The 26,111-nt window shown below is 72.4% G+C and carries 27 protein-coding genes; 13 read left to right on the forward strand and 14 right to left on the reverse strand.

From position 1 onward, the window contains the following. Positions 1–52 precede the first annotated feature (52 nt). On the reverse strand, positions 53–781 hold the full coding sequence (gene recO, locus BLT76_RS17700; protein WP_090859237.1) for a DNA repair protein RecO: 729 nt from the start codon (positions 779–781) through the stop codon (positions 53–55). 59 nt (positions 782–840) lie between these two features. Between recO and BLT76_RS17705 the strand changes: the two genes are divergently transcribed. Beyond that, complete coding sequence (locus BLT76_RS17705; RefSeq protein ID WP_170867121.1) at positions 841–2,061, forward strand: serine/threonine-protein kinase; 1,221 nt, start codon at positions 841–843, stop codon at positions 2,059–2,061. On the opposite strand, the gene BLT76_RS17710 is transcribed toward BLT76_RS17705, so the two are convergent. After that, positions 2,051–2,908, reverse strand: coding sequence for an alpha/beta fold hydrolase (locus BLT76_RS17710; RefSeq protein WP_090859241.1), 858 nt, complete (start codon positions 2,906–2,908; stop codon positions 2,051–2,053). The genes BLT76_RS17705 and BLT76_RS17710 overlap by 11 nt on opposite strands. A 50-nt stretch (positions 2,909–2,958) precedes the next feature. On the opposite strand from BLT76_RS17710, the gene BLT76_RS17715 reads away from it, so the two are divergent. Beyond that, positions 2,959–5,739, forward strand: coding sequence for a PAS domain-containing sensor histidine kinase (locus tag BLT76_RS17715; protein WP_090859243.1), 2,781 nt, complete (start codon positions 2,959–2,961; stop codon positions 5,737–5,739). An 82-nt stretch (positions 5,740–5,821) separates the two neighbouring features. Here BLT76_RS17715 and leuA read toward each other — a convergent pair whose 3' ends face one another. Continuing rightward, positions 5,822–7,531 (reverse strand): 2-isopropylmalate synthase, encoded by a 1,710-nt coding sequence (leuA, locus tag BLT76_RS17720; RefSeq protein ID WP_090859245.1) that lies wholly within the window; start codon positions 7,529–7,531, stop codon positions 5,822–5,824. A 258-nt stretch (positions 7,532–7,789) separates the two neighbouring features. Here leuA and BLT76_RS17725 point away from each other — a divergent pair, with 258 nt between their 5' ends. The 4 genes from BLT76_RS17725 to BLT76_RS17735 are packed head-to-tail and all read left to right on the forward strand — an operon-like array spanning position 7,790 to position 9,651. Then, the gene (locus BLT76_RS17725) at positions 7,790–8,404 is read left to right on the forward strand and encodes a response regulator transcription factor (RefSeq protein ID WP_090859248.1); all 615 of its coding nucleotides are present in this window, start codon (positions 7,790–7,792) and stop codon (positions 8,402–8,404) included. 49 nt (positions 8,405–8,453) lie between these two features. Continuing rightward, positions 8,454–8,606 carry a hypothetical protein gene (locus BLT76_RS25790; RefSeq protein ID WP_170867122.1) on the forward strand — a complete coding sequence of 51 codons (153 nt, stop codon included), beginning with the start codon at positions 8,454–8,456 and terminating at the stop codon, positions 8,604–8,606. Next, complete coding sequence (locus BLT76_RS17730; RefSeq protein WP_090859250.1) at positions 8,603–9,037, forward strand: SRPBCC family protein; 435 nt, start codon at positions 8,603–8,605, stop codon at positions 9,035–9,037. Before BLT76_RS25790 ends, BLT76_RS17730 begins: the two co-directional genes overlap by 4 nt. Next, complete coding sequence (locus BLT76_RS17735) at positions 9,034–9,651, forward strand: methyltransferase (RefSeq protein WP_090859252.1); 618 nt, start codon at positions 9,034–9,036, stop codon at positions 9,649–9,651. The genes BLT76_RS17730 and BLT76_RS17735 overlap by 4 nt, the downstream gene beginning before the upstream one ends. A gap of 4 nt (positions 9,652–9,655) precedes the next feature. Here BLT76_RS17735 and BLT76_RS17740 read toward each other — a convergent pair whose 3' ends face one another. The 5 genes from BLT76_RS17740 to BLT76_RS17760 all read right to left on the reverse strand — a co-directional run bounded on the left by BLT76_RS17740 (position 9,656) and on the right by BLT76_RS17760 (position 13,836). After that, entirely contained in the window at positions 9,656–9,871 is a 216-nt protein-coding gene (locus tag BLT76_RS17740) for a CDGSH iron-sulfur domain-containing protein (RefSeq protein ID WP_244509462.1), read from the reverse strand. Then, positions 9,868–10,806, reverse strand: coding sequence for an iron-containing redox enzyme family protein (locus BLT76_RS17745; protein ID WP_090859254.1), 939 nt, complete (start codon positions 10,804–10,806; stop codon positions 9,868–9,870). The genes BLT76_RS17740 and BLT76_RS17745 overlap by 4 nt, the downstream gene beginning before the upstream one ends. Before the next feature lie 208 nt (positions 10,807–11,014). Then, positions 11,015–11,161 carry a DUF1059 domain-containing protein gene (locus BLT76_RS17750; RefSeq protein ID WP_090859256.1) on the reverse strand — a complete coding sequence of 49 codons (147 nt, stop codon included), beginning with the start codon at positions 11,159–11,161 and terminating at the stop codon, positions 11,015–11,017. A gap of 10 nt (positions 11,162–11,171) precedes the next feature. Continuing rightward, a complete protein-coding gene (locus tag BLT76_RS17755) occupies positions 11,172–11,927 on the reverse strand; it encodes a response regulator (RefSeq protein ID WP_244509463.1) in 756 nt (251 codons plus the stop codon). Positions 11,928–11,952: 25 nt separating this feature from the next. Then, positions 11,953–13,836, reverse strand: coding sequence for a PAS domain S-box protein (locus tag BLT76_RS17760; RefSeq protein ID WP_170867123.1), 1,884 nt, complete (start codon positions 13,834–13,836; stop codon positions 11,953–11,955). 129 nt (positions 13,837–13,965) lie between these two features. Here BLT76_RS17760 and BLT76_RS17765 point away from each other — a divergent pair, with 129 nt between their 5' ends. The 3 genes from BLT76_RS17765 (at position 13,966) to BLT76_RS25795 (ending at position 15,708) form a co-directional block, all read left to right on the forward strand. Then, positions 13,966–14,784: a sigma-70 family RNA polymerase sigma factor gene (locus tag BLT76_RS17765; protein WP_090859262.1), complete on the forward strand. Its 819-nt coding sequence runs from the start codon at positions 13,966–13,968 to the stop codon at positions 14,782–14,784. Between the two features lie 13 nt (positions 14,785–14,797). Then, a complete protein-coding gene (locus BLT76_RS17770; RefSeq protein ID WP_090859264.1) occupies positions 14,798–15,283 on the forward strand; it encodes a flavodoxin family protein in 486 nt (161 codons plus the stop codon). Between the two features lie 281 nt (positions 15,284–15,564). After that, the gene (locus tag BLT76_RS25795; RefSeq protein ID WP_170867124.1) at positions 15,565–15,708 is read left to right on the forward strand and encodes a hypothetical protein; all 144 of its coding nucleotides are present in this window, start codon (positions 15,565–15,567) and stop codon (positions 15,706–15,708) included. 10 nt (positions 15,709–15,718) lie between these two features. Here the strand turns inward: BLT76_RS25795 and BLT76_RS17775 are convergent, their stop codons facing one another. Next, entirely contained in the window at positions 15,719–16,063 is a 345-nt protein-coding gene (locus BLT76_RS17775; RefSeq protein ID WP_090859267.1) for an STAS domain-containing protein, read from the reverse strand. A gap of 96 nt (positions 16,064–16,159) precedes the next feature. Then, the gene (locus BLT76_RS17780; RefSeq protein WP_139175654.1) at positions 16,160–18,112 is read right to left on the reverse strand and encodes a SpoIIE family protein phosphatase; all 1,953 of its coding nucleotides are present in this window, start codon (positions 18,110–18,112) and stop codon (positions 16,160–16,162) included. Between the two features lie 305 nt (positions 18,113–18,417). On the opposite strand from BLT76_RS17780, the gene BLT76_RS17785 reads away from it, so the two are divergent. The 4 genes from BLT76_RS17785 to BLT76_RS17800 are packed head-to-tail and all read left to right on the forward strand — an operon-like array spanning position 18,418 to position 21,658. Beyond that, on the forward strand, positions 18,418–19,257 hold the full coding sequence (locus tag BLT76_RS17785) for a sigma-70 family RNA polymerase sigma factor (protein WP_090859270.1): 840 nt from the start codon (positions 18,418–18,420) through the stop codon (positions 19,255–19,257). Positions 19,258–19,263: 6 nt separating this feature from the next. Further along, positions 19,264–19,995 carry a GAF and ANTAR domain-containing protein gene (locus BLT76_RS17790; protein WP_090859272.1) on the forward strand — a complete coding sequence of 244 codons (732 nt, stop codon included), beginning with the start codon at positions 19,264–19,266 and terminating at the stop codon, positions 19,993–19,995. Between the two features lie 38 nt (positions 19,996–20,033). Then, on the forward strand, positions 20,034–20,849 hold the full coding sequence (locus BLT76_RS17795; RefSeq protein ID WP_244509464.1) for a septum formation family protein: 816 nt from the start codon (positions 20,034–20,036) through the stop codon (positions 20,847–20,849). After that, on the forward strand, positions 20,846–21,658 hold the full coding sequence (locus BLT76_RS17800; RefSeq protein ID WP_090859617.1) for a septum formation family protein: 813 nt from the start codon (positions 20,846–20,848) through the stop codon (positions 21,656–21,658). Before BLT76_RS17795 ends, BLT76_RS17800 begins: the two co-directional genes overlap by 4 nt. A 64-nt stretch (positions 21,659–21,722) precedes the next feature. Here the strand turns inward: BLT76_RS17800 and era are convergent, their stop codons facing one another. From era to BLT76_RS17820, 4 genes are read right to left on the reverse strand one after another with little or no spacing between them, the layout of a single operon-like run. Then, complete coding sequence (gene era / locus BLT76_RS17805) at positions 21,723–22,646, reverse strand: GTPase Era (RefSeq protein WP_090859274.1); 924 nt, start codon at positions 22,644–22,646, stop codon at positions 21,723–21,725. Then, on the reverse strand, positions 22,643–23,422 hold the full coding sequence (locus tag BLT76_RS17810) for a siderophore-interacting protein (protein ID WP_090859276.1): 780 nt from the start codon (positions 23,420–23,422) through the stop codon (positions 22,643–22,645). Before BLT76_RS17810 ends, era begins: the two co-directional genes overlap by 4 nt. A 13-nt stretch (positions 23,423–23,435) precedes the next feature. Further along, entirely contained in the window at positions 23,436–24,719 is a 1,284-nt protein-coding gene (locus tag BLT76_RS17815) for a class I SAM-dependent methyltransferase (protein ID WP_090859278.1), read from the reverse strand. Then, positions 24,716–26,080 (reverse strand): FAD-binding oxidoreductase, encoded by a 1,365-nt coding sequence (locus BLT76_RS17820; RefSeq protein ID WP_090859280.1) that lies wholly within the window; start codon positions 26,078–26,080, stop codon positions 24,716–24,718. The genes BLT76_RS17815 and BLT76_RS17820 overlap by 4 nt, the downstream gene beginning before the upstream one ends. Positions 26,081–26,111: the final 31 nt, after the last annotated feature.

A 26,111-nucleotide genomic window follows, 5' to 3' on the forward strand; every position in this document is an offset into this window, starting at 1 on the left:
GACCCCTCATCCGTCAGGGTGAGGATCGGCCGGTCCGCGCGGAAGTTGAGGCTCAGCGCTCGACGTAGGCGAGCGAGCGCAGGCTGCGCTCCAGGTGCCAGGCGAGGTACGCCGCGACCAAGCCGCTGGCCTCCTTCAGGTGCCGCGGCTCGGAGACCTCGACGCTCGGCCAGTCGCCAGCGAGCAGCGCGCCCATCAGCCGCAGCGTCTCGGGGGCGGGGTTCGCCGAGCCCGGCACCCGGCAGGTCGCGCAGAGCACCCCGCCCATCGAGTGGTTGAACCAGCGGTGCTCGCCCTCCAGGCCGCAGCGCGCGCAGTGGTGGAACGACGGCGCGTAGCCCGCGACCGCCAGCGAGCGGAGCAGGTAGGAGTCGAGGACCTGGCTGGGGGTGCGCTCGCCGTTCGCCAGCACCCGCAGGCCGCCCACGAGGAGCAGGAACTGCTGCAGGGCCGGCTCCTTCTCCTCCGAGACCAGCCGCTCAGCGGTCTCCAGCATCACCGTGCCGGCGGTGTAGCGGTCGTAGTCGAGGCCCAGCCCGGCGTGGAAGAGGGTCAGCGTCTCCGCCTGGGTGACCGTGTCGAGGTTGCGCCCCTCGGCCAGCTGCAGGTCCACGTGGGTGAACGGCTCCAGGCGCGAGCCGAACCGGGAGGTGGTGCGTCGTACGCCCTTCGCGACGGCGCGGACCCGGCCGCGATGGCGGGTCAGCAGGGTGATGATGCGGTCGGCCTCCCCCAGCTTGTGGGTGCGCAGCACGATCGCCTCGTCGCGGTAGAGAGGCACCTCGCCATCCTCCCGCACGGATGGTCGGCAGCCGGGACCCGTCGGGCAGACTGGGGCGCGTGTCGCCGCCACCCGCCCTCGGCCGTCTGCGGCGGCAGCACCGGATCGGCGCCGGCGCGTTCGCGACGGTGTGGCTCTACCGCGACGAGGACCTGGACTCCGCGGTGGCCGTGAAGCTGCTCGCCGACAACTGGACCGGCGACCCGGCGATCCGCGAGCGCTTCCTGGCCGAGTCGCGGCTGCTGCGCCAGGCCCGCTCGCCGCACCTGGTCGACGTCTTCGACATCGGCGTGACCGACGACGACGTCCCCTACTTCGTGATGGCCTACGCCGACGGCGGCTCGGTCGCCGACCTCGTCGACCCGGCCGCGCCGGTGGCCCCGGAGGTGCTGGTCGACGTGGTCGCGCAGGCCGCCGAGGGCCTGGCCGCGCTGCACGCGCACGGGATCGTGCACCGCGACGTCAAGCCGGCCAACCTGCTGCTCACCCACGACTCGAACGGCGGCCGACGCGTGATGGTCGCGGACCTCGGCGTCGCCTGGGCCGCCGGGCCGGAGGTGACCCAGGCGGTCGGGACGCCGTCGTACATGCCGCCCGAGCAGCGCGCCGACACCGCCGACCTGGACCCGCGGGCGGACGTCTACGCGCTCGGGGCCGTCGCCTGGGCGCTGCTCGCGGGCCGGCCGCCGCGCAGCCCCGCCGGACCCGACGACCGGGTCGAGCCGGTCGGTCGCTGGCGGCCCGTGCCGCCGGGCGTGGAGGCCGTCGTCCAGCGCGCTCTGGAGCCGGACCGGGCGCGGCGCTGGCCCGACGTACGCGCCTTCGCCGCCGCCCTGCGCGAGGCGTGCGAGGGCCGGACCGTGCTGCTCCCTCCCCCGCCACCCGTCCGGCGGCGTCCGGTCTCCCCCGTCCGCCTCGCCGTCGGTGGACTGGTCCTCGCACTGGTGGCGGCGGTGGCGACCCTCGCCGTCGTCCTCACCCGGGGCGGCGACGATCCCGGCGACGGGACGGCCGCCTACCGCGACGCCGCGGTCTCGTACGTCGAGCTGCTGCAGCAGGACCGGTGCGAGGACGCGCTGCTCTACGCCGACGGCGGCAGTGCCGACGAGCTGTGCGCGAGCGTGCACCACAGCGTCGCCCAGCGCCTCGACACCAGCGGCGAGATCCGGGTGGAGATGATCGGTGAGGACCGGGCCCGGGTCGTCTTCGTCGACCAGGGGTACGTCGAGGTCGTCCGCGGGGACGACACCCTGATGCGGGTCGGCTACGTCAGCGGGTGACCCGTCGTACCCGCCCGCGAGGCCGCCAGCACTCGAGGGCGAACGCGGCCGCCTCGGCGTCCAGCCGCTCCGGGCGGAGCCGCCACTCCAGGATGCTGCGCGCCCGGACGAAGGTGGCGTTCGGCAGCTCGGCGGCCAGCATCGCCGCGTCGGCCGCCGGATGGATCGGGTCGGCGGGGTGCCCGACGACGAGCGCCGGCGCCTGGATCGCCCGCCGCTGACGCGAGTGCGGCGCGACCCGCCCGAAGAAGAGGCCGTGCACGACCGCGGCGACCGACGCCGGGCGCTGATCGAGGGTGTCGAGGGCGATGCCCGCCCAGAACGGCACGATCCCGCGCGGCACCGGCCGGGTGAGCAGCCGGACGCCGGTGACGGTGAACGGCAGGAAGCGGGCCGCGAGCATCAGTGACCCGAACGCGACCACGCCCGCCTCCAGGGCGTTGTTCAGCACCGGCATCTCGGCGATCAGCCCCCGGACCCGCTCCGGCGCCAGCACGGCCACCTCGAGCGAGACGTTGGCGCCCAGGGAGGTCCCGCCGACCACCGCCTGGGCCGCGCCCAGGTGGTCGAGCAGCGCCAGCACCTGCTCCGCCCAGGCCTGCACCGAGTAGGCGTGCGGGTCGGCCGGCCGGTCCGAGCGCCCGTGGCCGAGCAGATCCAGGGTGACGACGTGCAGGCCCTCGGCGGCCAGCGCCCGGGCCAGCGGTTGCTGCATCCGCCGCGGCATCAGCTGGCCGTGCAGCAGCACGACCCAGGCGTCGCCCGCGCCGTACTCCGTGTACTCCAGGCGGTCGCGTCCTGTCTCGGTTTCGAGGAAGAACTGACCGATCCGCTCGGATACCAACATGCCCGGCAATCTAGTCCGCGCGCCCCGGTCCGCGGTGCGACACTTCCGGCATGCCAGCCGCAGGTCACCGGTACGTCGGCTGGCCGGTCACGCTCCTTCTGCTGGCGGTCGTCGTCGGGGCCGGCGTCTCGACGGTGCTGGCCGACCCGGGTGATCCGCTCGCCCTCCGGTGGCCGGTGGCCGGCGTCGCCGCGGCCGCCCTGGTCCTTGCCCCTGCCCGTCGCTGGCCGGTCGTCACCGCCGCGATCGCCGCCGCGGCCGCCGCCGCCCAGCTCGTCGACGGCCAGGACCTCCCCGTCGCCGCGGCCCTGGGCGTCGCCGCGGCGGCCGGCACGCTCACGGGCGCGGTCGTCGTACGCCGGCGCCGGGACGGGGCCGAGCCGCGCCTCGCGACGCAGGAGGACTTCGTCCGGCTGCTGCTGGCCTCGACCGCCGGTGGCCTGGTCGCCGGTGCGCTGACCACCGTGGCGGTCGCGGCGCTCGACGACCGGACCGCCCTGCTCTCGGCCTTCGGCCGGACGTACGGCGCCCACTCCGCCTCGCTGCTCGTCACCCTGCCGCTCGCCCTCACGCTGCGTGCCCGCCGCGAGCCGGACCGCACCGGTGAGCTCCTGCTCCAGGCGGTCGCGACCGCCGCGGCGACCGCGGTGGCCTTCGCCCCCGACCAGCAGCTCGCGCTGGTCTTCCTGCCGCTGCCCCTGCTCGTCTGGGGCGCCCTCCGCTTCCCGCTGCGCACCGTCGCCGCCGAGGTGCTGCTCCTGTCCGCCGTGGTCACCGTCCTCACGGCTCGCGGCTTCGGCCCGTTCAGCGCCGCCCGCGACGCCGGGCTCGTCGACCAGGCCGGGGTGATCGGCATGTCGCAGGCGTACGTCGTCTGCGCCGCCGTGCTCGCGATCCCGCTGGCGGTCGCCGTCCAGCAGCGCACCCAGCTGCTCCAGCGCGTCTCGGCCGACGAGCGGCTCTTCCGGCGCAACTTCACCGAGTCGCTGGTCGGCATGGTCCTGATGCGCCAGGACGAGCAGGAGCTCACGATCGTCGACGCCAACGAGACCGCCGCCCGGATCCTCGGCAGCGACCGGGACTCGCTGGTCGGACGGGCGCTGGAGTCGCAGCTCACCGTGGAGGGCAGCACACCGGCGCTGATCACCCGGGCCCGGCAGGACGGACCGCACGGCTGGCGCAGCCACGCCGAGGTCGCGGCCCGGCCCGGCAGCCGGGTCGAGGTCGCGGTCTCCCTGCTCTCCGAGGACGACGGCGCCCCGGTCTGGTCGGCCCAGCTGCTCGACGTGACCGCCGAGCACGAGGCCCGCCGTCGCCACGAGACCGCCGAGAAGCTCACCAGCGCCACGCTCGACACCACCGCCTGCATCATCCTGGTCACCGAGCTCGACGGGCGGATCGTCCGGGTGAACGCGGCGACCACCGACATCACCGGCTACGCCGCGTCGGAGCTGGTCGGGCGCCGGGTCTGGGAGACCGCGCTCGACCCCGCCGACGAGGGCGAGGTCGAGGCGCTGTTCGTGTGGCCCAACCGCTCGGGGGTCCCGGTCTCGCGCGAGCGCGCCCTGGTCGGCCGGGACGGCGAGAAGCTGCGCATCGTGTGGAGCAACAACGTCGTCCGCGACGAGACGGGCACTCCGGCGTACGCCGTGATGACCGGCATCGACGTGACCGCCGAGCGCGCGGCCTCCGGCCTGGTCGACCACCTGATGCGGGCGTCGTTCACCACCGCGCTGGTGGGCATCGACCCCGCGGGCCGGGTGACGGTCTTCAACTCCGGGGCCCAGCACATGCTCGGCTACGAGCCCGCGGAGATCGTCGGCCAACCGTTCACCCGCCTCCTCGACGCCGAGGAGCTGCTGGCCCGCACCGGCGCCGCCAGCGTCGCGGAGGCGTACGACGCCCTGGTGGCCGGCGTCGGCTCGGACGGCGAGTCACGCGCCCGCGACTGGACCTGGGTCGCGCGGTCCGGCCACCGCCAGACCGTGTCGATGACCCTCAGCGCCGCCGAGGACGCCTTCGCCTCCCAGGTCGGCCTGCTCTGCGTGGGTCGCGACGTGACCGACCAGCGGCAGGGCCAGGAGATGCTGGTCGCCGCCCTGGAGAAGGAGCGGACCGCGGTCGACCGGCTGCGCCACCTCGACCGTGCGAAGGACGAGTTCGTCTCGACGGTCTCCCACGAGCTGCGCACCCCGATCACCAGCATCGTCGGCTACACCGAGATGCTCAGCGACGGATCGATGGTCGACCCCGACCCCGCCCAGGTGCCGTTGCTCGACACCATCGCCCGCAACGGCCAGCGGCTGATCGTGATCTGCAACGACCTGCTGCTGCTCTCCGGGCTGGACTCCGACAACCTGCAGTGGCGTCAGGAGCCGGTCGACCTCTCCGAGATCCTCGGCCCGGTCGAGGAGTCGGTGCGGCCGTTGCTGGTCGGGCGCGACCTCGACGTCACCTTCGCCGCCCCCGGCGGGCCGGTCCCCGTCCTCGGCGACCGCTCCCAGCTCGACCGGGTGCTGCTCAACCTGCTCAGCAACGCCGTGAAGTTCACCGACGACGGCGGCAGCGTGCGCTGCCGACTCGAGTCGGACCGCCGCGACGCGATCATCACGATCCGCGACACCGGCATGGGCATCCCGGTGGAGGAGCAGGACGGACTGTTCCAGAAGTTCTTCCGCAGCTCGACGGCCCAGAAGCGCGCCATCCAAGGCACCGGCCTGGGCCTCTCGATCGTCGCTGCGATCGTCGAGGGCCACGGTGGCCGGATCTCCGTCGAGTCCGCCCACCTCGCCGGCACCACCTTCACCGTCCGCCTCCCCCTCGCCCCCTGACCTCCTGTGGACAGGATCGCCGAGTCGGCGCACATGTGCGCCGACTCGGCGATCCGGAGAGGGTCTCCTGTGGAGAGGACGGTCAGGCGCGGCGGTTGACGGCGCTGATGACGGCCTTGAGGCTCGCGGTGACGATGTTGGCGTCGACGCCGACGCCCCAGAGGATCTCGTCGCCCACGGCGCACTCGACGTACGCCGCCGCGAGGGCGTCGCCTCCCGACGACAGGGCGTGCTCGGCGTAGTCGAGGACCCGGACGTCGAAGTCGTTCGGGAGCTCGTTGATCGCGCTGACGAACGCGGCGATCGGGCCGTTGCCGGTGCCCTCGAGGGTGCGGATCTCGCCGTCGACGTAGACGTTGACGGTGAGCGCGTCCTTCTCGCCCGCGGCCGAGGAGGTGTGCACCGAGTTGAGCTTCAGCGGCGTCTCGCGGTCGAGGTACTCGCCGCGGAAGATGCTCCAGATGTCGGCGGGGGTGACCTCGCCGCCCTCGGCGTCGGTGTGCTGCTGGATCACCCGGCTGAACTCGATCTGCGCACGACGCGGCAGGTCGAGCTTGTGCTCGGCCTTCAGCACGTAGGCGACGCCGCCCTTGCCGGACTGGCTGTTCACGCGGATCACGGCCTCGTAGGTGCGGCCGACGTCCTTCGGGTCGATCGGCAGGTACGGCGCTTCCCAGGCGATCTGGCCGACGGGGATGCCCTGCTCGGCGGCCTGCCGCTCGAGGTCCTCCAGACCCTTCTTGATCGCGTCCTGGTGGGAGCCGGAGAAGGCCGTGTAGACCAGGTCGCCCGCGTAGGGGTGGCGCGGGTGGACCGGCAGCTGCGTGCAGTACTCGACGGTACGACGGATCTCGTCGATGTCGCCGAAGTTGATCATCGGGTCGACGCCCTGGCTGAAGAGGTTCATGCCGAGCGTGACCAGGCAGACGTTGCCGGTGCGCTCGCCGTGGCCGAACAGGCAGCCCTCGACCCGGTCGGCGCCGGCCATCATCGCGAGCTCGGTCGCGGCGACCGCCGTACCACGGTCGTTGTGGGGGTGCAGGGAGATGACGGTGTTCTCGCGCCGGGTCAGCTGACGGGAGAACCACTCGATCTGGTCGGCGTAGACGTTCGGCGTCGCGGACTCGACGGTCGCCGGCAGGTTGAGGATGATCTCGCGACCGTCCTCGGGCTGCCACACGTCGGAGACGGCCTCGCAGACCTCGAGCGAGAACGGCAGCTCGGTGGAGGTGAAGATCTCGGGGCTGTACTCGTAGCCGATGACCGTCGTGTCGAGCAGGTTCTCGACGTGCTTCATCACCAGCTGCGTGCCGCGGACCGCGATGTCCTTGATCTCGTCCTTGCTGGCCCGGAACACCACCCTCCGGAAGAGCGGCGCGACCGCGTTGTAGAGGTGGATGTTCGCGCGCGGTACGCCGACCAGCGACTGCACGCTGCGTTCGATCAGGTCCTCGCGGGCCTGGGTCAGCACCGAGATCGTGACGTCGTCCGGGACGTGGTCACCCTCGATCAGCTGGCGCACGAAGGAGAAGTCGGTCTCGGAGGCCGCCGGGAATCCGACCTCGATCTCCTTGTAGCCCATCTTCACGAGCAGCTCGAACATCTTCATCTTGCGCGCGGGGCTCATCGGGTCGATCAGCGCCTGGTTGCCGTCGCGCAGGTCGGTGGAGAGCCAGCGCGGGGCTTCGGTGATGACCTTCGACGGCCAGGTGCGGTCGGGCAGGTCGATGGGCGGGAAGGCCCGGTAGCGCTCGTGCGGCATGCCGCCGGTCTGCTGCTGCGGAATGGTCATGGGAGGTCCTCGTTGACTGGTTGCTGGGAGCCGGTCGCGCAGCACTCACCCGCAGCGAGGGGGTCCGGCGTTCAGACCTCGCTGCGGCAGCGAAGGAGGAGCAGTCGCGTCATGACCTCTCGAGGGTAGCCCACGGCCGTCGTGGGCGGGCGCCGGGGTCGAGAAAGGGCAGGTCAGGGAGCACAAGTTCGAAAATCATCCCTAAGGGTGAGGCTTCTGGAACGGGTCCAGAAGCCGCGCCACATTAGGTTCGGGGACATGACGTCGTCCGCCTCCGAGCGCGCCGCGCTCGGGCCTGTGCGGCTCGGCGTACTGGCCGAGACCGAGCTCGTGACCACCGGCCTCGCGGGCATGCTCGGCCCCCACGGTGACCGCGTCGAGCTGGCCTTCCTGGACGAGCTCACGACCTCGACCGACGGTCTCGACGTCGTCCTCATCGACCCGGTGATGCGTGAGGTCGGCGCCCGCGAGCACGTCGAGCAGGTCACGAGCCTGGGCGCCGCGCGAGTCCTCGTCTACACCTGGAACACCCGCGCCGCGGGCCTCCGCGACGTCCTGGAGGCCGGCGCGCACGGCATCGTCGCGAAGTCGTCGACGACCCGAGAGCTGCTCGCGGCCGTCGAGGCCGCCCACCGGGGCGAGTCGGTCGAGACCCGCTCCCCCGAGCTCCACCTGTTCCCGCTGCTCAGCCAGCGCGAGTCCGACGTGCTCCGGCTGATCTGCCGCGGGATGAGCAACCTGGAGATCGCGGCCGAGCTCTACGTCAGCGTCAACTCGGTGAAGACCTACATCCGGCAGGTCTACCAGAAGACCGGCGTCACCCGGCGCACCCAGGCGGTCGCCTGGGCGCACCGCCAGGGCTACTCCCACTGACCACCCCTCTGGGCGGCGTGCGGCACGACCCCCCGGGTACTCGGGAGGCATGAAGCTCTCCAACCGCGCCGCGGCCGGCTGGGCGATCGCGGTGTTCGTCGTCATCGGCCTGGTCCTGCTCCTGATCGGGGTCCTCGAGGGCAGTGACACCGGGTCCCAGCAGAAGCCTCCCGTGAACCGAAGCCTGGGATCCGTCCGATGAGCCGCAACACCCGCCTGGTCCACGCCACGCCCGACGAGGTCTGGTCGGTGCTGGCCGACGGCTGGCTCTACCCGCTCTGGGTGGTCGGTGCGTCCCGCATGCGCGAGGTCGACGACCACTGGCCGGAGGTGGGCGCCCAGCTGCACCACTCGGTGGGGTCCTGGCCGCTCCTGATCGACGACACGACCGAGGTGCTGGAGGCGGTCCCCGGCTCGCTGCTCAGGGTCCGGGCCCGCGCCTGGCCCGGTGGCGAGGCCGAGGTCCTCCTCCGGCTGGAGGCGTCGGGCCCCGAGACCGAGGTGGTCATCGAGGAGGACGCCGTCACCGGTCCGGGCCGGCTGGTTCCGAAGCCGCTGCGCGACGTACCCCTCGCGTGGCGCAACGTCGAGACGCTGCGCCGTCTCGCCTACATCGCGGAGCGGCGGGAGTGAGCGAGCAGGTCGCCGAGTTCGGCACCCTGGAGATCCGGTACGACGAGCGCGTGCTGCGGCCGCGCGCGTGGACCGCCGCCCAGTCGGTGTGGGGCGCGGAGCTGCTGCGCTCCGGCCCGGACGGTCCGGTCCTGGAGCTGTGCTGCGGGGCCGGCCAGATCGGGCTGCTCGCCGTCGCCCACGAGCCCCGACCGCTGGTCTGCGTCGACCTGAACCCGGTCGCCTGCCACTTCACCCACCGCAACGCCGTGTCCGCGGGACTGGGTGAGCTGGTCGAGGTCCGCGAGGGGGCGATCGACGCGGTGCTCCACCCCACCGACCGGTTCGCCCTGGTCCTCGCCGACCCGCCGTGGGTACGCCGGACCGAGACCGGTCGGTTCCCCGAGGACCCGCTGCTGGCCATCGACGGCGGCGACGACGGACTCGACGTGGCCTGGCTGTGCGTCGCCGCGGCGTCGCAGCACCTGGTCGACGGCGGGTCCGCGCTGCTCCAGCTCGGCAGCACCCGGCAGGCGGACACCATCGGCGCCGGGCTCGCGTCGTACGGCGACCTGCGGCTGGGCGAGGTGCGCTCCTACGAGCGGGGCGTCGTCGCCCGCCTGGAGAAGCCCTGAGCGCCTAGGCCGGCCGCAGCTTGGCCGGCAGCACCTGGTGGGTGCCGTCGCACCACGGCTTGGTCTGAGACTTCCCGCACCGGCAGACCGCGGAGACGGGCCGGGTGGTCCGGTGCGCGACGCCGTCGGAGTCCTGGACCACGTGGTCGCCGCGCAGCAGCATCGGACCGCCCGGGCAGAGGACGACGTCGGGATGGTCGTAGCTCTCCGCCTCGCTCACGCCACGCCCCACTCCGCGAGCTGGCGCCGGGCGAACCGGTCCTCCAGGTCGAGGCAGGTGAACGCGCCCAGGAAGACGTCGCCGGCGAGCGACGGCTCGGCGGCCACCAGGGCGCCGCAGATGCTCCGCGCGGCGAGCTGCTCGTGCACCGCGTCCGCCTCCACGTGCTCGGCGTAGTAGGCCACCATCGCGTCGGCCAGGCCGAGCCGTTGCAGACCCTGGGCCATCCGGCGCGACGGCATCGAGCTGGTCATCTCGAAGGCGGCCAGGTGCCCGAGGGCCGCGCCTCGGAGCCGTCGGTGCAACCCGAAGAGGGACATGACGTTGTTCTGCTCGAGGATCTCCGGCGGGACGTCGTCGATGTAGGCCCCGTAGTCGGCGCGCAGCCCGAGCGCATCCATGCCGAGCGCCCACAGGTGGCTGTGCAGCCGGTTCGGGTCGCCGTCGCCGTACTCGTCGAACTGCAGCTCCATCAGGGCGGCCTTGGGCCCGGTGGACAGTCGCGGGACCACCCAGGCCGTCGGGTCGGCCTCCTTGGCGTGGTAGATCGACCGCAACCGGAAGAGCTCCAGGACCTGCTCCTCGTCGGCCTGCGACTGCACGTGCTTGGCCAGCGAGGGCCCGTCGTGGGCCGCGACGTACGCGAACAGCTCCTCGCCCACGTCGCCCGTCGGCGTGTACGGCGTCCACCGCGACCGCAGCCGGTCCTCCAGGTCCTGCTCCAGATCGCGGCGCACCCCCAGCAGGCCGGGGTGCCACTCCAGCGCGTCGTCGACGTCGTCGAACCCGCGGTAGTGCAGCTCGTAGAGCGTCCAGAGCGCGATCGCCGCGTCCTCGGCGGACCCGGCGTCCGGGACGTCGACCCGGTCCGGAGCGATCGCCAGCGCCTCGTTCACGGCCTGGCTCAGGGGACCGCGAGCCTTGGGGGTCAGCATGTCCGGGCGGTACCCGGGCGGCGTCGGGGGCACGCGAACCCGAAGGGGTGACGCAGCCGTCCGGACACGGATCCGCCCCCGCACCGCTGCTGCGTGAGTCCGGTGACGGGGGCGGATCGTGTTCCTGGTCCTCAGGTGCCCGACCCGTCCCCCGACAAACTCACATCCGAGGTGGTTCACCCTCTCGGGTGACGCTCGGATCGAGGGGTCAGAGAGCCATGAACAGGATCATGTCGCGGTCGTACTCGCGCCCGGGGTGCTCGGCGGCCAGGTGCTCCTGGGCGAGGGTGACGAGCTCGTCCTCGTCCTTGCCGACGATCGTGGTCCCGCAGGGGCAGGTCAGCCTGGTCTTCACGCTCGGGAGCCTACGCCGACGCAGCGACGCCGTGGGCGAGCTCGGCCCAGACGACCTTGCCCTCCCGGGTCTGTTCGAGGCCCCACGACACCGACAGTGCGGAGACCAGGAGCAGGCCCCGACCACCCTCGCGCGTCGGGCTGGCCGACTGCGGCTCGGGGGTCCCCGCCCCGCCGTCCCGCACCTCGATCCGGATCGTGCTGGGGTTGTGATAGATCCGCACCTGGTACGACGACCGCGCGTGGTTGAGGGCGTTCGTGGCCAGCTCGCTGACGACCAGCGACGCTTCGTCGTCGAGGTGGGCGAGGTCCCACTGGGCGAGAGTCCGTCGGACCAGCGACCGTGCCTCGCGCACGCTGCCGAGGTCCTGGGTCAGGTCGAGCACGGCCACGGCCCGCTGCGGGCGCACCACCGAGACCAGGAGGTCGACGAGGTAGTCGAGGTCGTCGTTCTTCAGCACGTAGCCGGCCGCCCGCTCCTCGTACCAGGAGCGGTCGTCGGGATCGGCGCCCGAGAACACCACGACCTTCGTGGCAGGCGCGGCCTCACGCACCTGGGTGAGCACGTCGCGCCCCGCCAGGTCGGGCAGCCCCAGGTCGAGCACGACGACGTCGGGCTGCAGCGCGGTCACCAGCTCCACCGCCTGAGCGGCCGTCGACGCCTCCCCGCTGAGCTCGAAGCCGCCCCGGAACCGGAGCGCCGTGCGCACCAGGCGGCGGACGTCGACCGCGTCGTCGACGAGCAGCACCCGGATCGGGATCTCCACCTCGGCATCGTCCGTCACGGGCGCCTCACCACGACTCCGAGGAGTCGGTGGTCGGCGCGGCCGGCAGGGTGAGCACGAAGGCTCGGTCCCCCGCGTCGTACGACGCGTCTCCGCCCTGAGCCCGGGCCAGCTCGCGGACGATGTGGAGACCCAGGCCCGTGCCGCCACTGCTCGCGGTGGCGAACCGCTCGAACAGTCGCGACCGCATCTCGGGGGGCACCCCGTCCCCGGAGTCGCGCACGACGAGGTCGACGAGGTCGCCGCGCGGGCGCACGCCGACGTGGATCGGCGAGCGGCCGTGGCGCAGCGCGTTGGTCAGCAGGTTGTCCATCGCCTGCGTCAGCCTTCCGGGGTCGGCGAAGATCGTGGCGTCCCTGTCCCCATCAAGGAGCACCTCCGCCTGAGGATGCGCCTTCAGCAGCGTCGTCGCAAGCACGGACACGTGCTGTCGGACGGAGATCTGCTCGGGCCGCAGGTCGAGCGAGCCCGCCTGGAGCCGCGACGTGGTCAGGAGGTCCGTGAGCAGCCGGTTGAGCTGCCCGGCGCTGGAGCTCATCCCGACCAGGAACTCTCCGCGCTCGGACTCGGACAGCTCCGCCCAGTGCCGGTGCAGCGTCTCCGCGGACATCGCCAGCACTCCCACGGGACCTCGCAGCTCGTGGGCCGTGACGGCGAGGAACTGGGCCTGGTCGTCGGCCACCCGCTGCAGGGTCTCGTTGGCCGACTCCAGGGCCTCGGCGGCGTGCAGCCGCTCGGTCACGTCGCGCGTCACCTTCGCGAACCCGAGGTGTCGGCCGGTCTCGTCGCGCACGGTGGTGAGGGTGACCTGGGCCCAGAACCGGCTGCCGTCCTTGCGGATCCGCCAGCCCTCCTCCTCGTAGCGCCCGTCCCGCAGCGCCATCTCCAGCTCGTGCTCGGGATGCCGGGCCCCCTGGACCTCGGGCGGGTAGAACACCCGGAAGTGCTGACCGACGATGTCGTCGGCGTGGTAGCCCGAGGTGCGCTGGGCCCCGATGTTCCAGCTGGCGACCCGACCGTCCGGGTCCAGCATGAAGATCGCGTAGTCCGCGACCGTCTCGACCAGCAGGCGGAAGCGCTGCTCGCTCTGCCGCAGCCGTCGCTCGGCCCCGCGCTGCGTGCTGACGTCCTGCGCCTGGAGGAAGAGGTAGAGGGGCGCACGGGCGGCATCGCGCACGGGCGTCACCGTGGCCAGCAGGGTGAGGCCCGGGCGACCGGTGACGGTGTGCTCGACCTGGACGGCGTCCTCGCCCCCGGCCACGATCCGATCCAGCACCGGGGCCAGGCCCTGCGCCTGGCCGTCCATCAGCTCGGTGTAGTCGAGACCGACGAGCTCGCCCATGGTCCGGCCCGCGACCCGGGCGAGGCTCCGGTTGGCCCGGACGACCCGACCGGCGAGGGTCAGCGTCGCCATCCCGATCGCGGCGTCCTCGAAGACCTCGCGGAACCGCTCGACGTGCGCCTCGATGACCGGCTCGCCCGGCCCGGGGGCGGGAGGCCGGTCCGGCTCCGGGTTCTGGCCGTGCAGCACCGAGATCAGGTCGTCGACCAGGTTGCCCAGTGAGCCCGACTTCTGCAGGTACGCCGCCGCGCCGAGCACCCGGGCCTGGGCCTCCAGACCCTGCTCCTCGAAGCCGCTGTACATCACCACGACGGTCTCCGGCGACGCCGCACGGATGCCGCGCAGGGCCTGGAGGCCGTCCATCCCGGGCATCGACACGTCGAGCAGCAGCAGGTCGGGCCGGTGCTGGGAGACCAGGTCGATGGCCTCCTGTCCGTCGGCACCCTCGGCCAGCACCTCGAGGCGTCGGGAGAGCATGATCCGGGTACGGAGCAGTCGGCGTACGTCGGCGGCGTCGTCCACGATGACGATGGTCGGCACCGGGCTCATGGGCGCAGAACGTACCGGAGCCGAGCGACCGGCGCGTGTCTGGACCGGCCTGCGGTCCGAGTCACCCATGGGGGTGAAGTTTCCCTGGTTGGAGTTTCAACTGTGCGACTCACGGGGCAGGAGGACCTCATGACCACTGGAGCGCTCCACCGCGAAACGCCCGACGACGTCCGGCGGGAGAAGACCGCTTCCCTGCTGGCGGAGGCCGCGACCTGCTCCGACGAGCGGCGCACCCAGGTGCTCGACGAGGTCGTGGTGCTCAACCTCCAGGTCGCGCACGCCGTCGCCCGGCGGTTCCGGAACCGGGGTGTCGCCCTCGAGGACCTCGAGCAGGTGGCCGCCTGCGCGCTGGTCCGCGCCGCCCGCAAGTTCGACGTCGCGCAGGAGCGCGACTTCCTCAGCTACGCCGTGCCGACCATGTCCGGCGAGCTGAAGCGCTACTTCCGCGACCACGGCTGGACCGTGCGGCCGCCGCGCCGGATTCAGGAGATCCACGCCAAGGTGCACCACCTGCGGCGCACCGGCAGCCACGACGGCTCCCCGATGCCGGCCGCCGACATCGCGGCCGAGCTCGACGTTCCCGTCTCCGACGTCCTAGAGGCCCTCGAGGCCCGCGGCTGCTTCCAGCCCGCCTCGCTCGACCACCCCGTGCGCGAGGAGGGCGACGTCACCGTCGGTGACCTGCTCACCCTCGACGACGAGGCGGACCGCGAGGCCCTTGAGGCCCGCGTGATGCTCCAGCCCGTGATGCGTCAGCTCTCCGAGCGCGACCGGCGGATCCTGCACCTCCGCTTCGCCGAGGACTGCACCCAGCAGCAGATCGGGGAGGAGCTGGGCGTCACCCAGATGCAGGTCTCGCGGCTGCTCAACCGGATCCTCGGCCAGATGCGCGACGACCTCACCGCGGAAGCCCCCCAGGGCGCCGGCCTGGCCTCCTCGCTGCGCTGACCTTCCTCGACCCGTGGCCCGGCTGCTGGTCGTCCACCACTCCCCGACGGCGTCGGTCAGTTCTCTGACCGACGCCGTCGTGGCAGGTGCCCAGGACGACGTGATCGAGGGGGTCGAGGTCGTGGTCCGTCCGGCCCTGGAGGCCACGGCGGACGACGTGCTCGCCGCCGACGGCTGCCTGCTCGGCACGCCGGCGAACTTCGGGTACATGAGCGGCGCGCTCAAGCACTTCTTCGACACGGTCTTCCTGGAGATCGGCGGCTCGTTGTCGGACCACGGCTCGGCCTCGGGGAGCGACGGCGGCCACAAGCCGTTCGGGCTCTACGTCCACGGCCGCTACGACACGGCTGGGGCGGTTCGCTCGGTCCTGTCCATCGTGAGTGCCTTGCCGTGGCGACAGGCTGCCAACGTGCTGGACGTACTCGGTGACGTCACCGAGACCGACGTAGCGGCTGCCTACGAACTCGGCGCGACCCTGTCGGCCCTGGTGAGTGGGTGAGTCCCGGGTCCGGAGCGGACTACATGAGGCCCCGCGCGGGCCACGCGTGCGATCGCCCCGTGAGTCGCTCCTTACTCACTCCGGTTCGGCGAACCTCGGGCGCCCCGGGGACGCCTGTTGTCGGGACATGACCATCGTCGCAGGTCACGACGACAAGTTCATCCACCATGGACGACGTCGCAGGTCGGCTCGCGTAGCAGCACTTCTTCGGAACGCAGCGGCGGCCGGAAGCCGTTCGGCCTCTACGTCCATGGTCGGTACGACACGACCGGTGCGGTGCGGTGCGCTCGGTCCTCGCGATCGTCGGCGCCCTGAGCTGGCGCCAGTCGGCCGAGATCCTCGAGGTCGTCGGCGACGTCGGCCCCGAACAGCACGAAGCCGCCTACGGCCTGGGTGGCACCGTGGCGGCTCTGCTCACGCGGTGAGGCGGTCGGGTCAGGCGACGACCGGGTTGTCGGGCGGGGTGTTCTCCTCGTCGACGGTCTCGCGGTAGGGCAGCGCACAGACCATGAGGACACGCTGGGCGATGGTGCCCGGAGCGGCGACCAGGGACAGCGAGGCACCGTTCTGCTCGCTGGAGCGCATCGCCGCCACCAGCACGCTCACGGCGACGCTGGGGAGGTAGTCGGCGTCGGTCAGGTCGACCGACAATGAGGTGGTGTAGTCCGCGGTCTGCTCCCGCAGGGCGTTGCGGAGCGCGATGACGGCGTACTCGTCGACGGACCCGCTGACGGTCAGGAGACCCGGGCTGGGCGTTGCCGAGAACGGCCTTTCTTCCATAGCCCGACCCTAGGCTGTCCAGACCAGGGCGTACAGCCAGGGCCCTCACCCTCCGGGGTGAAAACCTCCTGGTCCGGTGCACTTCTCGGGAAATGCTCAGGTTGCGGGCGGTACCTCGTGGTCGGAGGCGTACGGCAGCCGCACCAGCTCCAGGACGTGCTGGGCCGGCGAGCCGGCCGGCGCCACGAGGGTCAGGCCGGACCCGTCGTCGCGGCCCGGGATCATCTCGTCATACAGGACCTGGACGCCGGCGCTGCCCAGGTGGGTCACGCCCCCCAGATCGACGACGACGCCGATGGTCCCGCCCCGGGTCGCGTGGGAGAGGCGACGCCGCAACTCGTCGGCGGACCGGTGATCGAGGGTCCCGCGCAACCGGACGATGGTGCCGTCGTGCTCCATCTCCATCGGGGCGGAGGTGACGACCGCAGCGGTGGCGGTGCCCTTCAGCAGGTCGACCGGCGTGCTCGGTCGCTGGCGCAGCACCGCCCGGGTTCCGTGCGCGTCGTGGGTGACGTGGAGGTCGTCGGTGAAGCCGCTGGCCATCGCCAGGCCGCGACCGCGACCGCCGGCCGGCCCCGGACGCCGCCAGGTCCCGCGGTCGGCCACCTCGATCTCGACCAGTCCCCCAGGCACCAGGCAGGCCGTCACCGAGACGATCGCCTCTTGGCGCGAGCGCTCGGGCTCGTAGGCGTGCTCGACCGAGTTGCTGACCAGCTCGCCGACCGCGTGCTGCAGGGCCAGCTCGTCGATCTGGCCGACGCCGAGGTCGGCGAGCCAGTCGCCGAGGTTCTGGCGAACGGCTCGCAGGGTGTCGGGGAACGCAGGCACGGTCATCTGCAGCGGCTCCGGCAGCCGGACCCGGCGTACGGCGAGCACGGTGATGTCGTCGTCGTACCCGGAGGAGGCGGTGAGCTGCTCGACGGCGGCCCGGGCCAGACGCTGCACGACGCGCTCCCCGCCGCCCGGCTCCTCTTGTCGTACGGCGTCGGCCGCGACCCGGGCCAGGTCGAGGGTGTTCTCGCCGGGCGAGCGACCGGGCCGCTCGACCAGGCCGTCGCTGTAGAGCAGCACGATGTCGTCGACGGCGAGTCGGTGCTCGGCCAGGACGAAGGGCAGTCCCGACCCGAGGGCGCCCGACCCCGTGACCGGGAGGTACGTCGCACCGCCGGCGGCCGAGACCACCAACGGAGGCGGGTGGCCGGCCGTGCAGTACGTCAGGGTGCCGGCCTCGGGGTCGATCAGCGCGGCGCAGACCGTCGCCGCGCGAGCCTGCGGGACCCGGCCCGCGCGCCGCTCGAGCAGCTCCAGGGCGGCCACCAGGTCACCGTCGGGACGCACCCGCTCCTCGAAGAGCGTGCGCAGCTCGCCCATCACGACGGTGGCGCGGACGCCATGACCGACCACGTCGCCAACGACGACCACGATCCGTCCGTCGGGCAGCGCGATGGCGTCGAACCAGTCGCCGCCGGCCCGGGCGCCGTCCTCGGCGAGCAGGTATCGGGCCGCCAGCTCGACGCCCGGCGCGAGCGGAAGGCCCTCGGGCAGCAGCGCGTCGTGGAGGTCCACCAGGTTGTCGCGAGCCAGGTCGAGGCGGTGCTGCAGATCCTGGACCTGCTGCTCCGCGCGGATGCGGAACAGCTCACGCTCGGTCACGTCGACCGCCTGCGTCACGACGCCGCGCACAGTGCCGTCACCGGCGCGGCTCGGCACCATCGAGAAGCTGAGCCAGCCGTCGACGTCGTCCCCCTCGACCGCGGCGACGCGCCACACCTGGTCGACCACCGGCCGCCCCGTCCGGAAGGTCTGCTCGGTCCAGTCGCGGATCCGCTCGGTGTCGGGGGCCTGCAGCGCCTCCGCCACGGGCTGCCCGACGCGGTCGCCGTAGACCTGTCGGGCGGCGTCGTTCAGCGCGGTGATGACCAGGTCGGGCCCCTCGCAGACGGCGAGCAGCGACGGAGCCCGCTCGAAGGCGGCGAGCACCGAGTCGGTGTCGGTATCGGCTCCGAGCAGGTCGTCGAGCTGAGCCCTGAGCTCGTCGTCCGTGCTCACGCGCCGCTCCCTCCCTGGTCCGCTGGTGGTCCGCTGAATCCTGCCCGAACGGATCTCCGTCGGGCCCGTCGGGCGGTCGCCCTGAGGTAACCCTTGGTCGCCCAGGCGAAACGCGCCACCCGATCGGGTGGTTTCCCCGAGAACGACGGTTGTCTGGACCAGCGCCGGGGTAGGAGCGGAACAGGTGTACACCGTGTCGGGTTGCACTCCTCGCTCCCTCCGGTAGCGTCGAGATCTGGAACGGCTGCTGCACCACCTCGCTGGAGCAGACCGGCGAGGGCACCATCTCGGGATGGGAACGCTCCATGACCGCTTCGACCGTTACGAACGACGCCACGACCGACCGTCGCCGCTCTGAGGCGCGAGCCACCGGCTCGCGGGACGGTGATCGCGGCCTGACCCGCCAGCAGCGGTCCGAGCGGACCGCCGAGTTGCTCGACCTCGCCTGCGACGCCGACGAGACGACACGCCGCGAGTTGCTCGACGAGGTCGTGCTGATCAACCGCGGGGTCGCGGAGGCCGTCGCCTCGCGCTACCGCAACCGCGGGATCGCCCAGGACGACCTGGTGCAGGTCGCCTACGAGGGCCTGACCAAGGCCGTCCTGCGGTTCGACCCGCGGCTGCGCAACGACCTGCTCACCTACGCGGTCCCCACCATCCGCGGCGAGCTGCAGCGCTACTTCCGCGACCAAGGCTGGACGGTCCGCCCGCCGCGCCGGGTCCAGGAGCTGCAGTGGCGGGTCAACCACGCCCTGGAGGACCTGGGCCAGCGGCTCGGCCGCGAGCCGACCGACGTCGAGGTCATGGACCATCTCGATATCGACGTCGACGAGTACCGCGAGGCGATCGAGGCCTTCGGCTGCTTCCAACCCACGTCCCTCGACCTGCCGATCGGTCAGGAGTCCCCGACCACCCTCGGCGCCCTGATCCCCGACGACGACCACGACCGCGACGCCGCAGACGCGCGGGTCGCCCTGGCGCCCGTCGTACGACGGCTCTCCGAGCGGGACCGCCGCATCCTCTACCTGCGCTTCTTCGAGGACCGCACGCAGGAGGAGATCGGTGCCGACCTCGGGGTCACCCAGATGCAGGTCTCGCGGCTGCTGTCGCGGATCCTGCAGAACATGCGCGACGAGGTCGGCTGAGGTCCGATGAGCGACGGCATGCGGCTGGCGGCGTACTTCGCCCAGGTCGCCGAGGACCTGCTCGCCGACCCCGGCGAGGTCACGTTCGAGCGCGTGGTCCGGCGCGCCGTCGACGTCGTACCGGCCGCCGATCACTGCGGCATCACCCTGCGGCAACGGCGCGGCCGGGCCGAGAACGTCGCGGCGACCGACGACCTCGTCGTCGCCGTCGACGCTGCGCAGTACTCCCTCGGCGAGGGGCCGTGCCTCGATGCCGCGTTCGAGGCGGGGAGCCGGATCGCCCACGACCTCCACGCCGACGACCGCTGGCCGCGGTGGTCCCGGGTCGCGCTCGACCACGGGGTGCGCTCGGTCCTGGCCATCCGGCTGCACGCCGGCGACCGGACCCTCGGCGCCCTCAACCTGTACGCCGCGCGCTCCGGCGCGTTCGACACCGACACGGTGGACACCGCGCTGATCTTCGCCACCCACGCGGCCGAGGCACTCAGCCAGGCGCGCCTGGTCAGCAACCTGGAGGCCGCGCTCGAGTCGCGGCACGACATCGGGATGGCCCAGGGCGTCCTGGCCGTGCGGTACGACGTGTCGTACGAAGCGGCGTTCACCGTCCTGCAGCGCTTCTCCAACGACAACAACGTCAAGCTGCGCGAGGTCGCCCAGATGGTCCTGGAGTCCCGCGAGCTGCCGGTTCTCGGCGCGGCTCGCGTCGACGCCCCGCTCGGCGACCTGGACCCCGCCTGATCAGGGCCGGCCAGGGTCCCGCGGGTAGCATCGCGCCCGTGCTGCGCGACTCCCGGCTCCGGCCGCTCCCCCTGCGAGCGGTGGCGCTGGTCCTGGCCGCGGCACTGCTCGCCGGCTGCGGCGACGGCGACTCCGAGGCGAAGGCCGATCCGTCCGACACGGTCGCGGCTCCGGCCAACGGCGTCTGCCGGGTGCTGACCCCCGAGGACGTCGCCGAGACCAGCAACGCGAGCCCGGTCGTCGCGTGCGCCGAGCCGCACACGGCCCAGACCTTCGCCGTCGGCGACCTTCCCGAGTCCTTCGCGGACGCCGAGCAGGACGATCGCCGGCTCGGGGCCTTCGCCTACCGCGCCTGCTCGAAGGCGTTCACCGAGTTCCTGGAGGCGGACCAGAGCACCGTGATGCGGACCGTGCTGAGCTGGGCCTGGTTCCGCCCCTCGGAGAAGGCGTGGGACAAGGGGGCGCGGTGGTACCGCTGCGATCTGATCGGCGGCGGCGAGCAGTCCGCGTCGTACGTCGACCTCCCCGAGGACGCCGCCGGCATGCTCGAGGGCAAGCCCGACGACCAGTGGATGGCCTGCGTGGCCGGCCCGAGCGTGCCGAACGCGCCGCGGATCCCCTGCTCGGAGAAGCACGACTGGCGGGCGGTCACGACGATCAAGGTCGGCGACGCCGACGACCCCTACCCCGGCGACCGCAAGGTCGAGGTGACGACCCGCGACTACTGCTCGAGGTCGGTGAGCGCCTGGCTGCAGTACCCGGTCAGCTACGACTTCGCCTACACCTGGTTCCGCGAGGCGGAGTGGGAGGCGGGCAACCGGCGCTCGGTCTGCTGGGCGAAGACGGCCCGATGAGGAGGTGGGCGGTCGCCGCGGCGGCCGCGATCTTCCTGGCCGGCTGCTCCGGCGGCGGGGACCCGGACCCCGGGCCCACGACGACCCCCACCCCGAGCGTGCTCCCGAGCGCGACGCCGGTGCCGGGTCCGGCCGCGGAGGCCTGCTACCGCCTGGCGTACGGCGAGGCGCTGGCCCCCACCAACGACCGTCCGGCGGTCGACTGCGACCGCCGGCACACCTCTCAGACGTACGCCGTCGGCCGGGTGGACACCGTCGTCGACGGCCACCTCCTGGCCATCGACTCCACCCGGGTCCGCGAGCAGGTGGCGCGGACCTGCCCCGAGCAGCTGGGCGGGTTCGTCGGCGGTGACGAGGACGACCTGCGGCTGAGCATGCTCCGGGCGGTCTGGTTCACCCCGACCGTCGAGCAGTCCGACGCCGGCGCCGACTGGTACCGCTGCGACGTCATCGCGGTCGCCGGCACCGACGACCTCGCGACCGTCACCGGCCGCCTGGACGGCGTGCTGGACGAGCAGGAGGGCCGCGACCGCTGGGGCATGTGCGGCACCGCTGCGCCCGACGCCCGCGACTTCGCCCGGGTGCTGTGCTCGAGCGACCACGCCTGGCGCGCGGTCTCCGTCGTCGAGCTCCCCGACGGCGGCTACCCGGGCGAGGCCGACGTGCGGGAGGCAGGGCAGACCCCCTGCCAGGACGCCGGGCGCGACGCCGCCGAGGACCCGCTGGACTACCAGTGGGGCTACGAGTGGCCGACCGCCGAGCAGTGGGCCGCCGGCCAGACCTACGGCCGCTGCTGGGCTCCCGACTGACGCCGACCCGTCACTGAATGACCCGACACGCCGACGCCAGGCGTCACTGAGTGACGGGTCGCGGTCAGAAGCCGAGCTTGCGGAGCTGGCGGGGGTCGCGCTGCCAGTCCTTGGCGATCTTCACGTGCAGGTCGAGGTAGACCGGCGTGCCGAGGAGGGCGACGATCTGCTGACGGGCCCGGGTGCCGATGTCGCGGAGCCGGGCGCCCTTCGGGCCGATGATGATGCCCTTCTGCGAGTCGCGCTCGACGTACAGGTTGGCGTGGATGTCGAGGAGAGGCTTGTCCTCGGGCCGGTCCTCGCGCAGCCGCATCTCCTCCACGACGACGGCGACCGAGTGGGGCAGCTCGTCGCGCAGGCCCTCGAGGGCCGCCTCGCGGACCAGCTCGGCGACCAGGATCTCCTCGGGGGCGTCGGTGAGGTCGCCGTCGGGGTAGAGCTGCGGGCCCTCGGGGAGCAGGGCGACCAGCAGGTCCTGGAGCAGGGCGATCTGGTCGCCCTCCTTCGCGGAGACCGGGACGATCTCGGCCCAGTCGACACCGATCTCGGCGCCGAGCGCCTGGATGTTGAGCAGGTGCTTCCCGATCTGCTCGGGGGTGGCCAGGTCGGTCTTGGTCGCGATCGCGACCTTCGTCGTGCGCTTGACCTTCGCCATCTCGGTGGCGATGAACCGATCGCCCGGCCCGATCTTCTCGTTGGCGGGGAAGCAGACGGCGACGACGTCGACCTCGCCCAGCGTGGTGGCGACCAGGTCGTTGAGCCGCTCGCCCAGCAGGGTGCGCGGGCGGTGCAGGCCGGGGGTGTCGACCAGGATCAGCTGAGCGTCGGGGCGGTGCACGATGCCGCGCACGACCGTGCGGGTCGTCTGCGGCTTGTCGGAGGTGATGACCACCTTCTGGCCCACCAGCGCGTTGGTCAGCGTCGACTTGCCGGCGTTGGGCCGGCCGACGAAGGAGACGAAGCCGCTCTTGTGCTCGTCGGTGCTCATGACTGCTCCCTCGCGTCGTCGTACTCGGCCCAGATCTGCTCGTCGGTCTTGCCTGCCGCCTTGCCGGCCCGCCAGATCGGGCCGGGGTCGACCGCGCGTGGCTGGCGCTGCGCGTTGCCGCGCCAGTAGCCCATCACGTCGTACGACGTCGACGGCAGCTGGCGCTCGCGCATCAGGTGCTTGCGGATGGCCCGCATCTGGGCGGACTCGCCGGCCATCCAGAAGTAGCCCGGTCCCTCGGGCCAGACCAGGTCCTCGACCACCTCGGCGAGCGCGCTCTGCCCGTCGCCGGGCTGAGCGAGCCAGGTCACCTCGGCCCCGGCGGGCAGGTAGCCCTCCGGCCGCTCCGGGACCTCGGCCCAGATCCGCGTCGGCAGCGTGGTCTCGGAGGCGATCCGGGCCATCGCCGGCAGCGCGGTCAGGTCGCCGACGAGCATCAGCCAGCCGGCGTCGCCGGGCGGGAGGAAGGAGCCCTTCGGGTCGGTGACCGTGACGGTCTCCCCCACCACCGCGTCGGCCCGCTGCGCCCACTCGGTCACCAGGCCCACGTCGTGCACGACGACGTCGAGGGTGAGCTCGCCGCCGGCCCAGGAGCGCACCGTGTAGTAGCGACTCTGGAACTGCTCGGGCACGACCAGACCGACCCACTCGTCGGCGATCCCGGTGGAGGCGAACTCCGCCAGCCCGGGACCGCCGAGCACCAGCCGCAGCAGGTGCGGCGAGAGCGGCTCGCGGCGCAGGACCTCCGCGGTGTGCTGCTGGGCTCTCGTGCTCACCTGTGGAGGTTAGTCACCAGGACGGCCGCAGGGGGAATCCGTCGTCGCCGTCGTCCGTCGTACGCGACGCGAGGATCTGGTGGAGCTGGATCTCGTTGCGCTCGAAGCCCAGCCGGCTGCCGGCCATGTAGAGACCCCAGACCCGGGCGGTGCCCTCGCCGACCTCGGCGACGCAGTCGTCCCAGTTCTCGACCAGGTTCCGGCACCACTCGCGCAGCGTCATCGCGTAGTGCTTGCGCAGGTTCTCCTCGTGCACGACCTCCAGGCCGGCGTCCTGCGCGGACGCGATCATCGTGCCCGAGCCCGTGAGCTCGCCGTCGGGGAAGACGTAGCGGTCGATGAACGCGCCGGTGTCGGTGGAGACGTTGTCGTGGCGGGTGATCGAGTGGTTGAGCAGCCGCCCGCCCGGGCGCAGCCGGCTGCGCAGGAAGGAGAAGTACGACGGGTAGTTCTTGATGCCGATGTGCTCGGTCAGACCGATCGAGCTCACCGCGTCGAAGTCGCCCTCGAGTACGTCGCGGTAGTCGAGGTGGCGCACCTCGGCCAGGTCGCCCAGGCCCTCCTCGTCGATCGCGCGCTTGGCCCACGCGGCCTGCTCGCGCGACAGCGTCACGCCGAGCGCCTGCACGCCGTACTCCTTGGCGGCGTGGCGGACCATCCCGCCCCAGCCGCAGCCCACGTCGAGCAGCCGCTGGCCGGGCTTCAGGTCGAGCTTGCGCGCGACGAGGTCGAACTTCTCGGCCTGCGCCTGCTCGAGGGTCGCGTCGACGTCGGGGAAGACCGCGCATGTGTAGGCCATCGAGGGACCGAGGACCATCTCGTAGAACTCGTTGGAGACGTCGTAGTGGTGGTGGATCACCTCGGCGTCGCGGGCCATCGAGTGGCGCAGGCCCTCCATCGCCCGGCGCCAGCGCGGCAGGTGCTCCTGGGGCGGGGGCGGCGGCGGCTTCAGGTTGGCGATGCCGAGGCCGCGCAGCAGGTGCAGCGCCTCGGCAGCGGTCGGCTTGCGGAAGCGCAGGTGGTTCTGGAGCAGCTTCATCGCGTCGTACGGGTCGCCCGGGTGCACGCCATGCAGCTCCAGGTCGCCGGCCACGTACGCCCGGGCCATGCCGAGGTCGCCGGGGGCGGTCAGCAGGTAGGCCAGGCCGCGCTGGTTGACCAGGTGGAGACGGATGTCGGCGTCGGCCGGACCGGCGCTGCTCCCGTCGTACGCCGTGAACCGCACGGGCATGCCGTCGCGCAGCAGCGAGGCCACCGCCTCGCCGATGCTCACCGTCGGCTTGTTCAGGAGGGTCATCGCTTCTTCACCGCCTTGTCGTAGAGGCTCGTGAGCCTGTCGTCGGGGTCGTATCGCTGCTTCACGGCGGCCAGGTGGGGGCCGTCGTAGAGCCGGTCGAAGGTCTCGGAGTCGTAGAACGCCTCGGAGTAGAGGGACTTGTGCCCGCCCAGCTCGTGGACGCGAGCCTCGATGGCCCGGTTGGTCGGACCCTCGGGCGCATCGGGGCCGACGTGGACGGTGCCCCAGAAGCCGGCGTTGACGTAGGTCGTGCCGACCTCGAGCGGGTACGTCGGCCACTCCTTGTCGCCGCGCAGCCGCAGCGGGCACAACCACACCGGGCGCATGCCGACCGCCTCGTCGAACCAGTCCAGGAACTCCGGCAGCCGGTCGACCGGCACCTCGACGTCCTGGATCACCCGCTCGCGCTGCGGGCGACCGGCCCGGCGGTCGAGCCGGTCGACGATGCCGAAGCGGTTGTCGAGGCCGATCAGCCGGTGGTAGGCGTCCGAGCGACGCCAGCGCTTCGGCCACACCCGGCGGACCCGCGGGTCCTGGACGCCGAACGCGCCCGAGCACCAGAACCAGTCGGTGTCCCAGCGCCAGAGGTAGTCGTACATCGTCAGCAGGTCGGTCTCCCGCGCCTGGATGCTGCGGTAGTAGATCTCCTGGCCGGTGTAGTCGCTGGTCTCCCCAGGCTCGTGCTGCCAGGTGGCGAGGGTGAGGTAGTACTCGCCCGGCGCGAACGCGACGCCGTCGAGACCGTCGACGCGGACGCCGTCGTGCTCGCCGGTCTCGATGATCTCGGCGAGCGCCTTGGTCAGCAGACCGGCGTCGTCGTACCGCACGTGGCGCAGGGCGACGTACGACGGCGCGGGCTCGAGCTCGATCCGCAGTCGGGTGGCGTAGCCGAGCGAGCCGTAGCTGTTGGGGAAGGTGTCGAACAGGTCGTCACCGGGGCGGGTCGTGACGACCTCGCCGGCACCGGTGAAGACGTCCATCTCGAGGACCGACTCGTGCGGCAGCCCGTTGCGGAAGCTGGTCGACTCGATGCCGAGACCGGTGACGGCGCCGCCCAGGGTGATGGTCCGCAGCTGAGGCACGACGAGCGGGATCAGCCCGTGCGGAAGGGTCGCGTCGACGAGGTCCTCGTAGGTGCACATGCCCTGCACCTCGGCGGTGCGCGCCGCCGCGTCGACCTCGATCACTCCGGTCAGTCCGGAGACGTCCAGCCCGGGTGCGGTGGTCGCCGCCCGGGGGCGGAAGAGGTTGGACGTCTTCTTGGCCAACCGGACCGGCGATCCCGAGGGGATCGCGGTGTACGACGCACGCAGCCGCTGGACGGCCCGCTCGTGCGCCTCCCAGGCACTCGCACGACTCACGATGTGCAAGTTACTCCTGTCCGGTGACGAC

It is taken from the genome of Nocardioides lianchengensis, from assembly GCF_900101465.1.
In the GTDB taxonomy this organism is placed as follows: Bacteria; Actinomycetota; Actinomycetes; order Propionibacteriales; family Nocardioidaceae; genus Nocardioides; species Nocardioides lianchengensis.

Bases quoted from the DNA above. Each gene is read 5' to 3' on its own strand.
- BLT76_RS17785 (WP_090859270.1), top strand. From the start codon at position 18,418: ATGACCGCTTCGACCGTTACGAACGACGCCACGACCGACCGTCGCCGC.
- leuA (WP_090859245.1), bottom strand. From the start codon at position 7,531: ATGACCATTCCGCAGCAGCAGACCGGCGGCATGCCGCACGAGCGCTAC.
- BLT76_RS17745 (WP_090859254.1), bottom strand. From the start codon at position 10,806: ATGCTGACCCCCAAGGCTCGCGGTCCCCTGAGCCAGGCCGTGAACGAG.
- BLT76_RS17715 (WP_090859243.1), top strand. From the start codon at position 2,959: ATGCCAGCCGCAGGTCACCGGTACGTCGGCTGGCCGGTCACGCTCCTT.
- BLT76_RS17775 (WP_090859267.1), bottom strand. From the start codon at position 16,063: ATGGAAGAAAGGCCGTTCTCGGCAACGCCCAGCCCGGGTCTCCTGACC.
- era (WP_090859274.1), bottom strand. From the start codon at position 22,646: ATGAGCACCGACGAGCACAAGAGCGGCTTCGTCTCCTTCGTCGGCCGG.
- BLT76_RS17765 (WP_090859262.1), top strand. From the start codon at position 13,966: ATGACCACTGGAGCGCTCCACCGCGAAACGCCCGACGACGTCCGGCGG.
- BLT76_RS17725 (WP_090859248.1), top strand. From the start codon at position 7,790: ATGACGTCGTCCGCCTCCGAGCGCGCCGCGCTCGGGCCTGTGCGGCTC.
- BLT76_RS17800 (WP_090859617.1), top strand. From the start codon at position 20,846: ATGAGGAGGTGGGCGGTCGCCGCGGCGGCCGCGATCTTCCTGGCCGGC.
- BLT76_RS17790 (WP_090859272.1), top strand. From the start codon at position 19,264: ATGAGCGACGGCATGCGGCTGGCGGCGTACTTCGCCCAGGTCGCCGAG.
- BLT76_RS17710 (WP_090859241.1), bottom strand. From the start codon at position 2,908: ATGTTGGTATCCGAGCGGATCGGTCAGTTCTTCCTCGAAACCGAGACA.
- BLT76_RS17730 (WP_090859250.1), top strand. From the start codon at position 8,603: ATGAGCCGCAACACCCGCCTGGTCCACGCCACGCCCGACGAGGTCTGG.
- BLT76_RS17760 (WP_170867123.1), bottom strand. From the start codon at position 13,836: ATGAGCCCGGTGCCGACCATCGTCATCGTGGACGACGCCGCCGACGTA.
- BLT76_RS25790 (WP_170867122.1), top strand. From the start codon at position 8,454: ATGAAGCTCTCCAACCGCGCCGCGGCCGGCTGGGCGATCGCGGTGTTC.
- BLT76_RS17815 (WP_090859278.1), bottom strand. From the start codon at position 24,719: ATGACCCTCCTGAACAAGCCGACGGTGAGCATCGGCGAGGCGGTGGCC.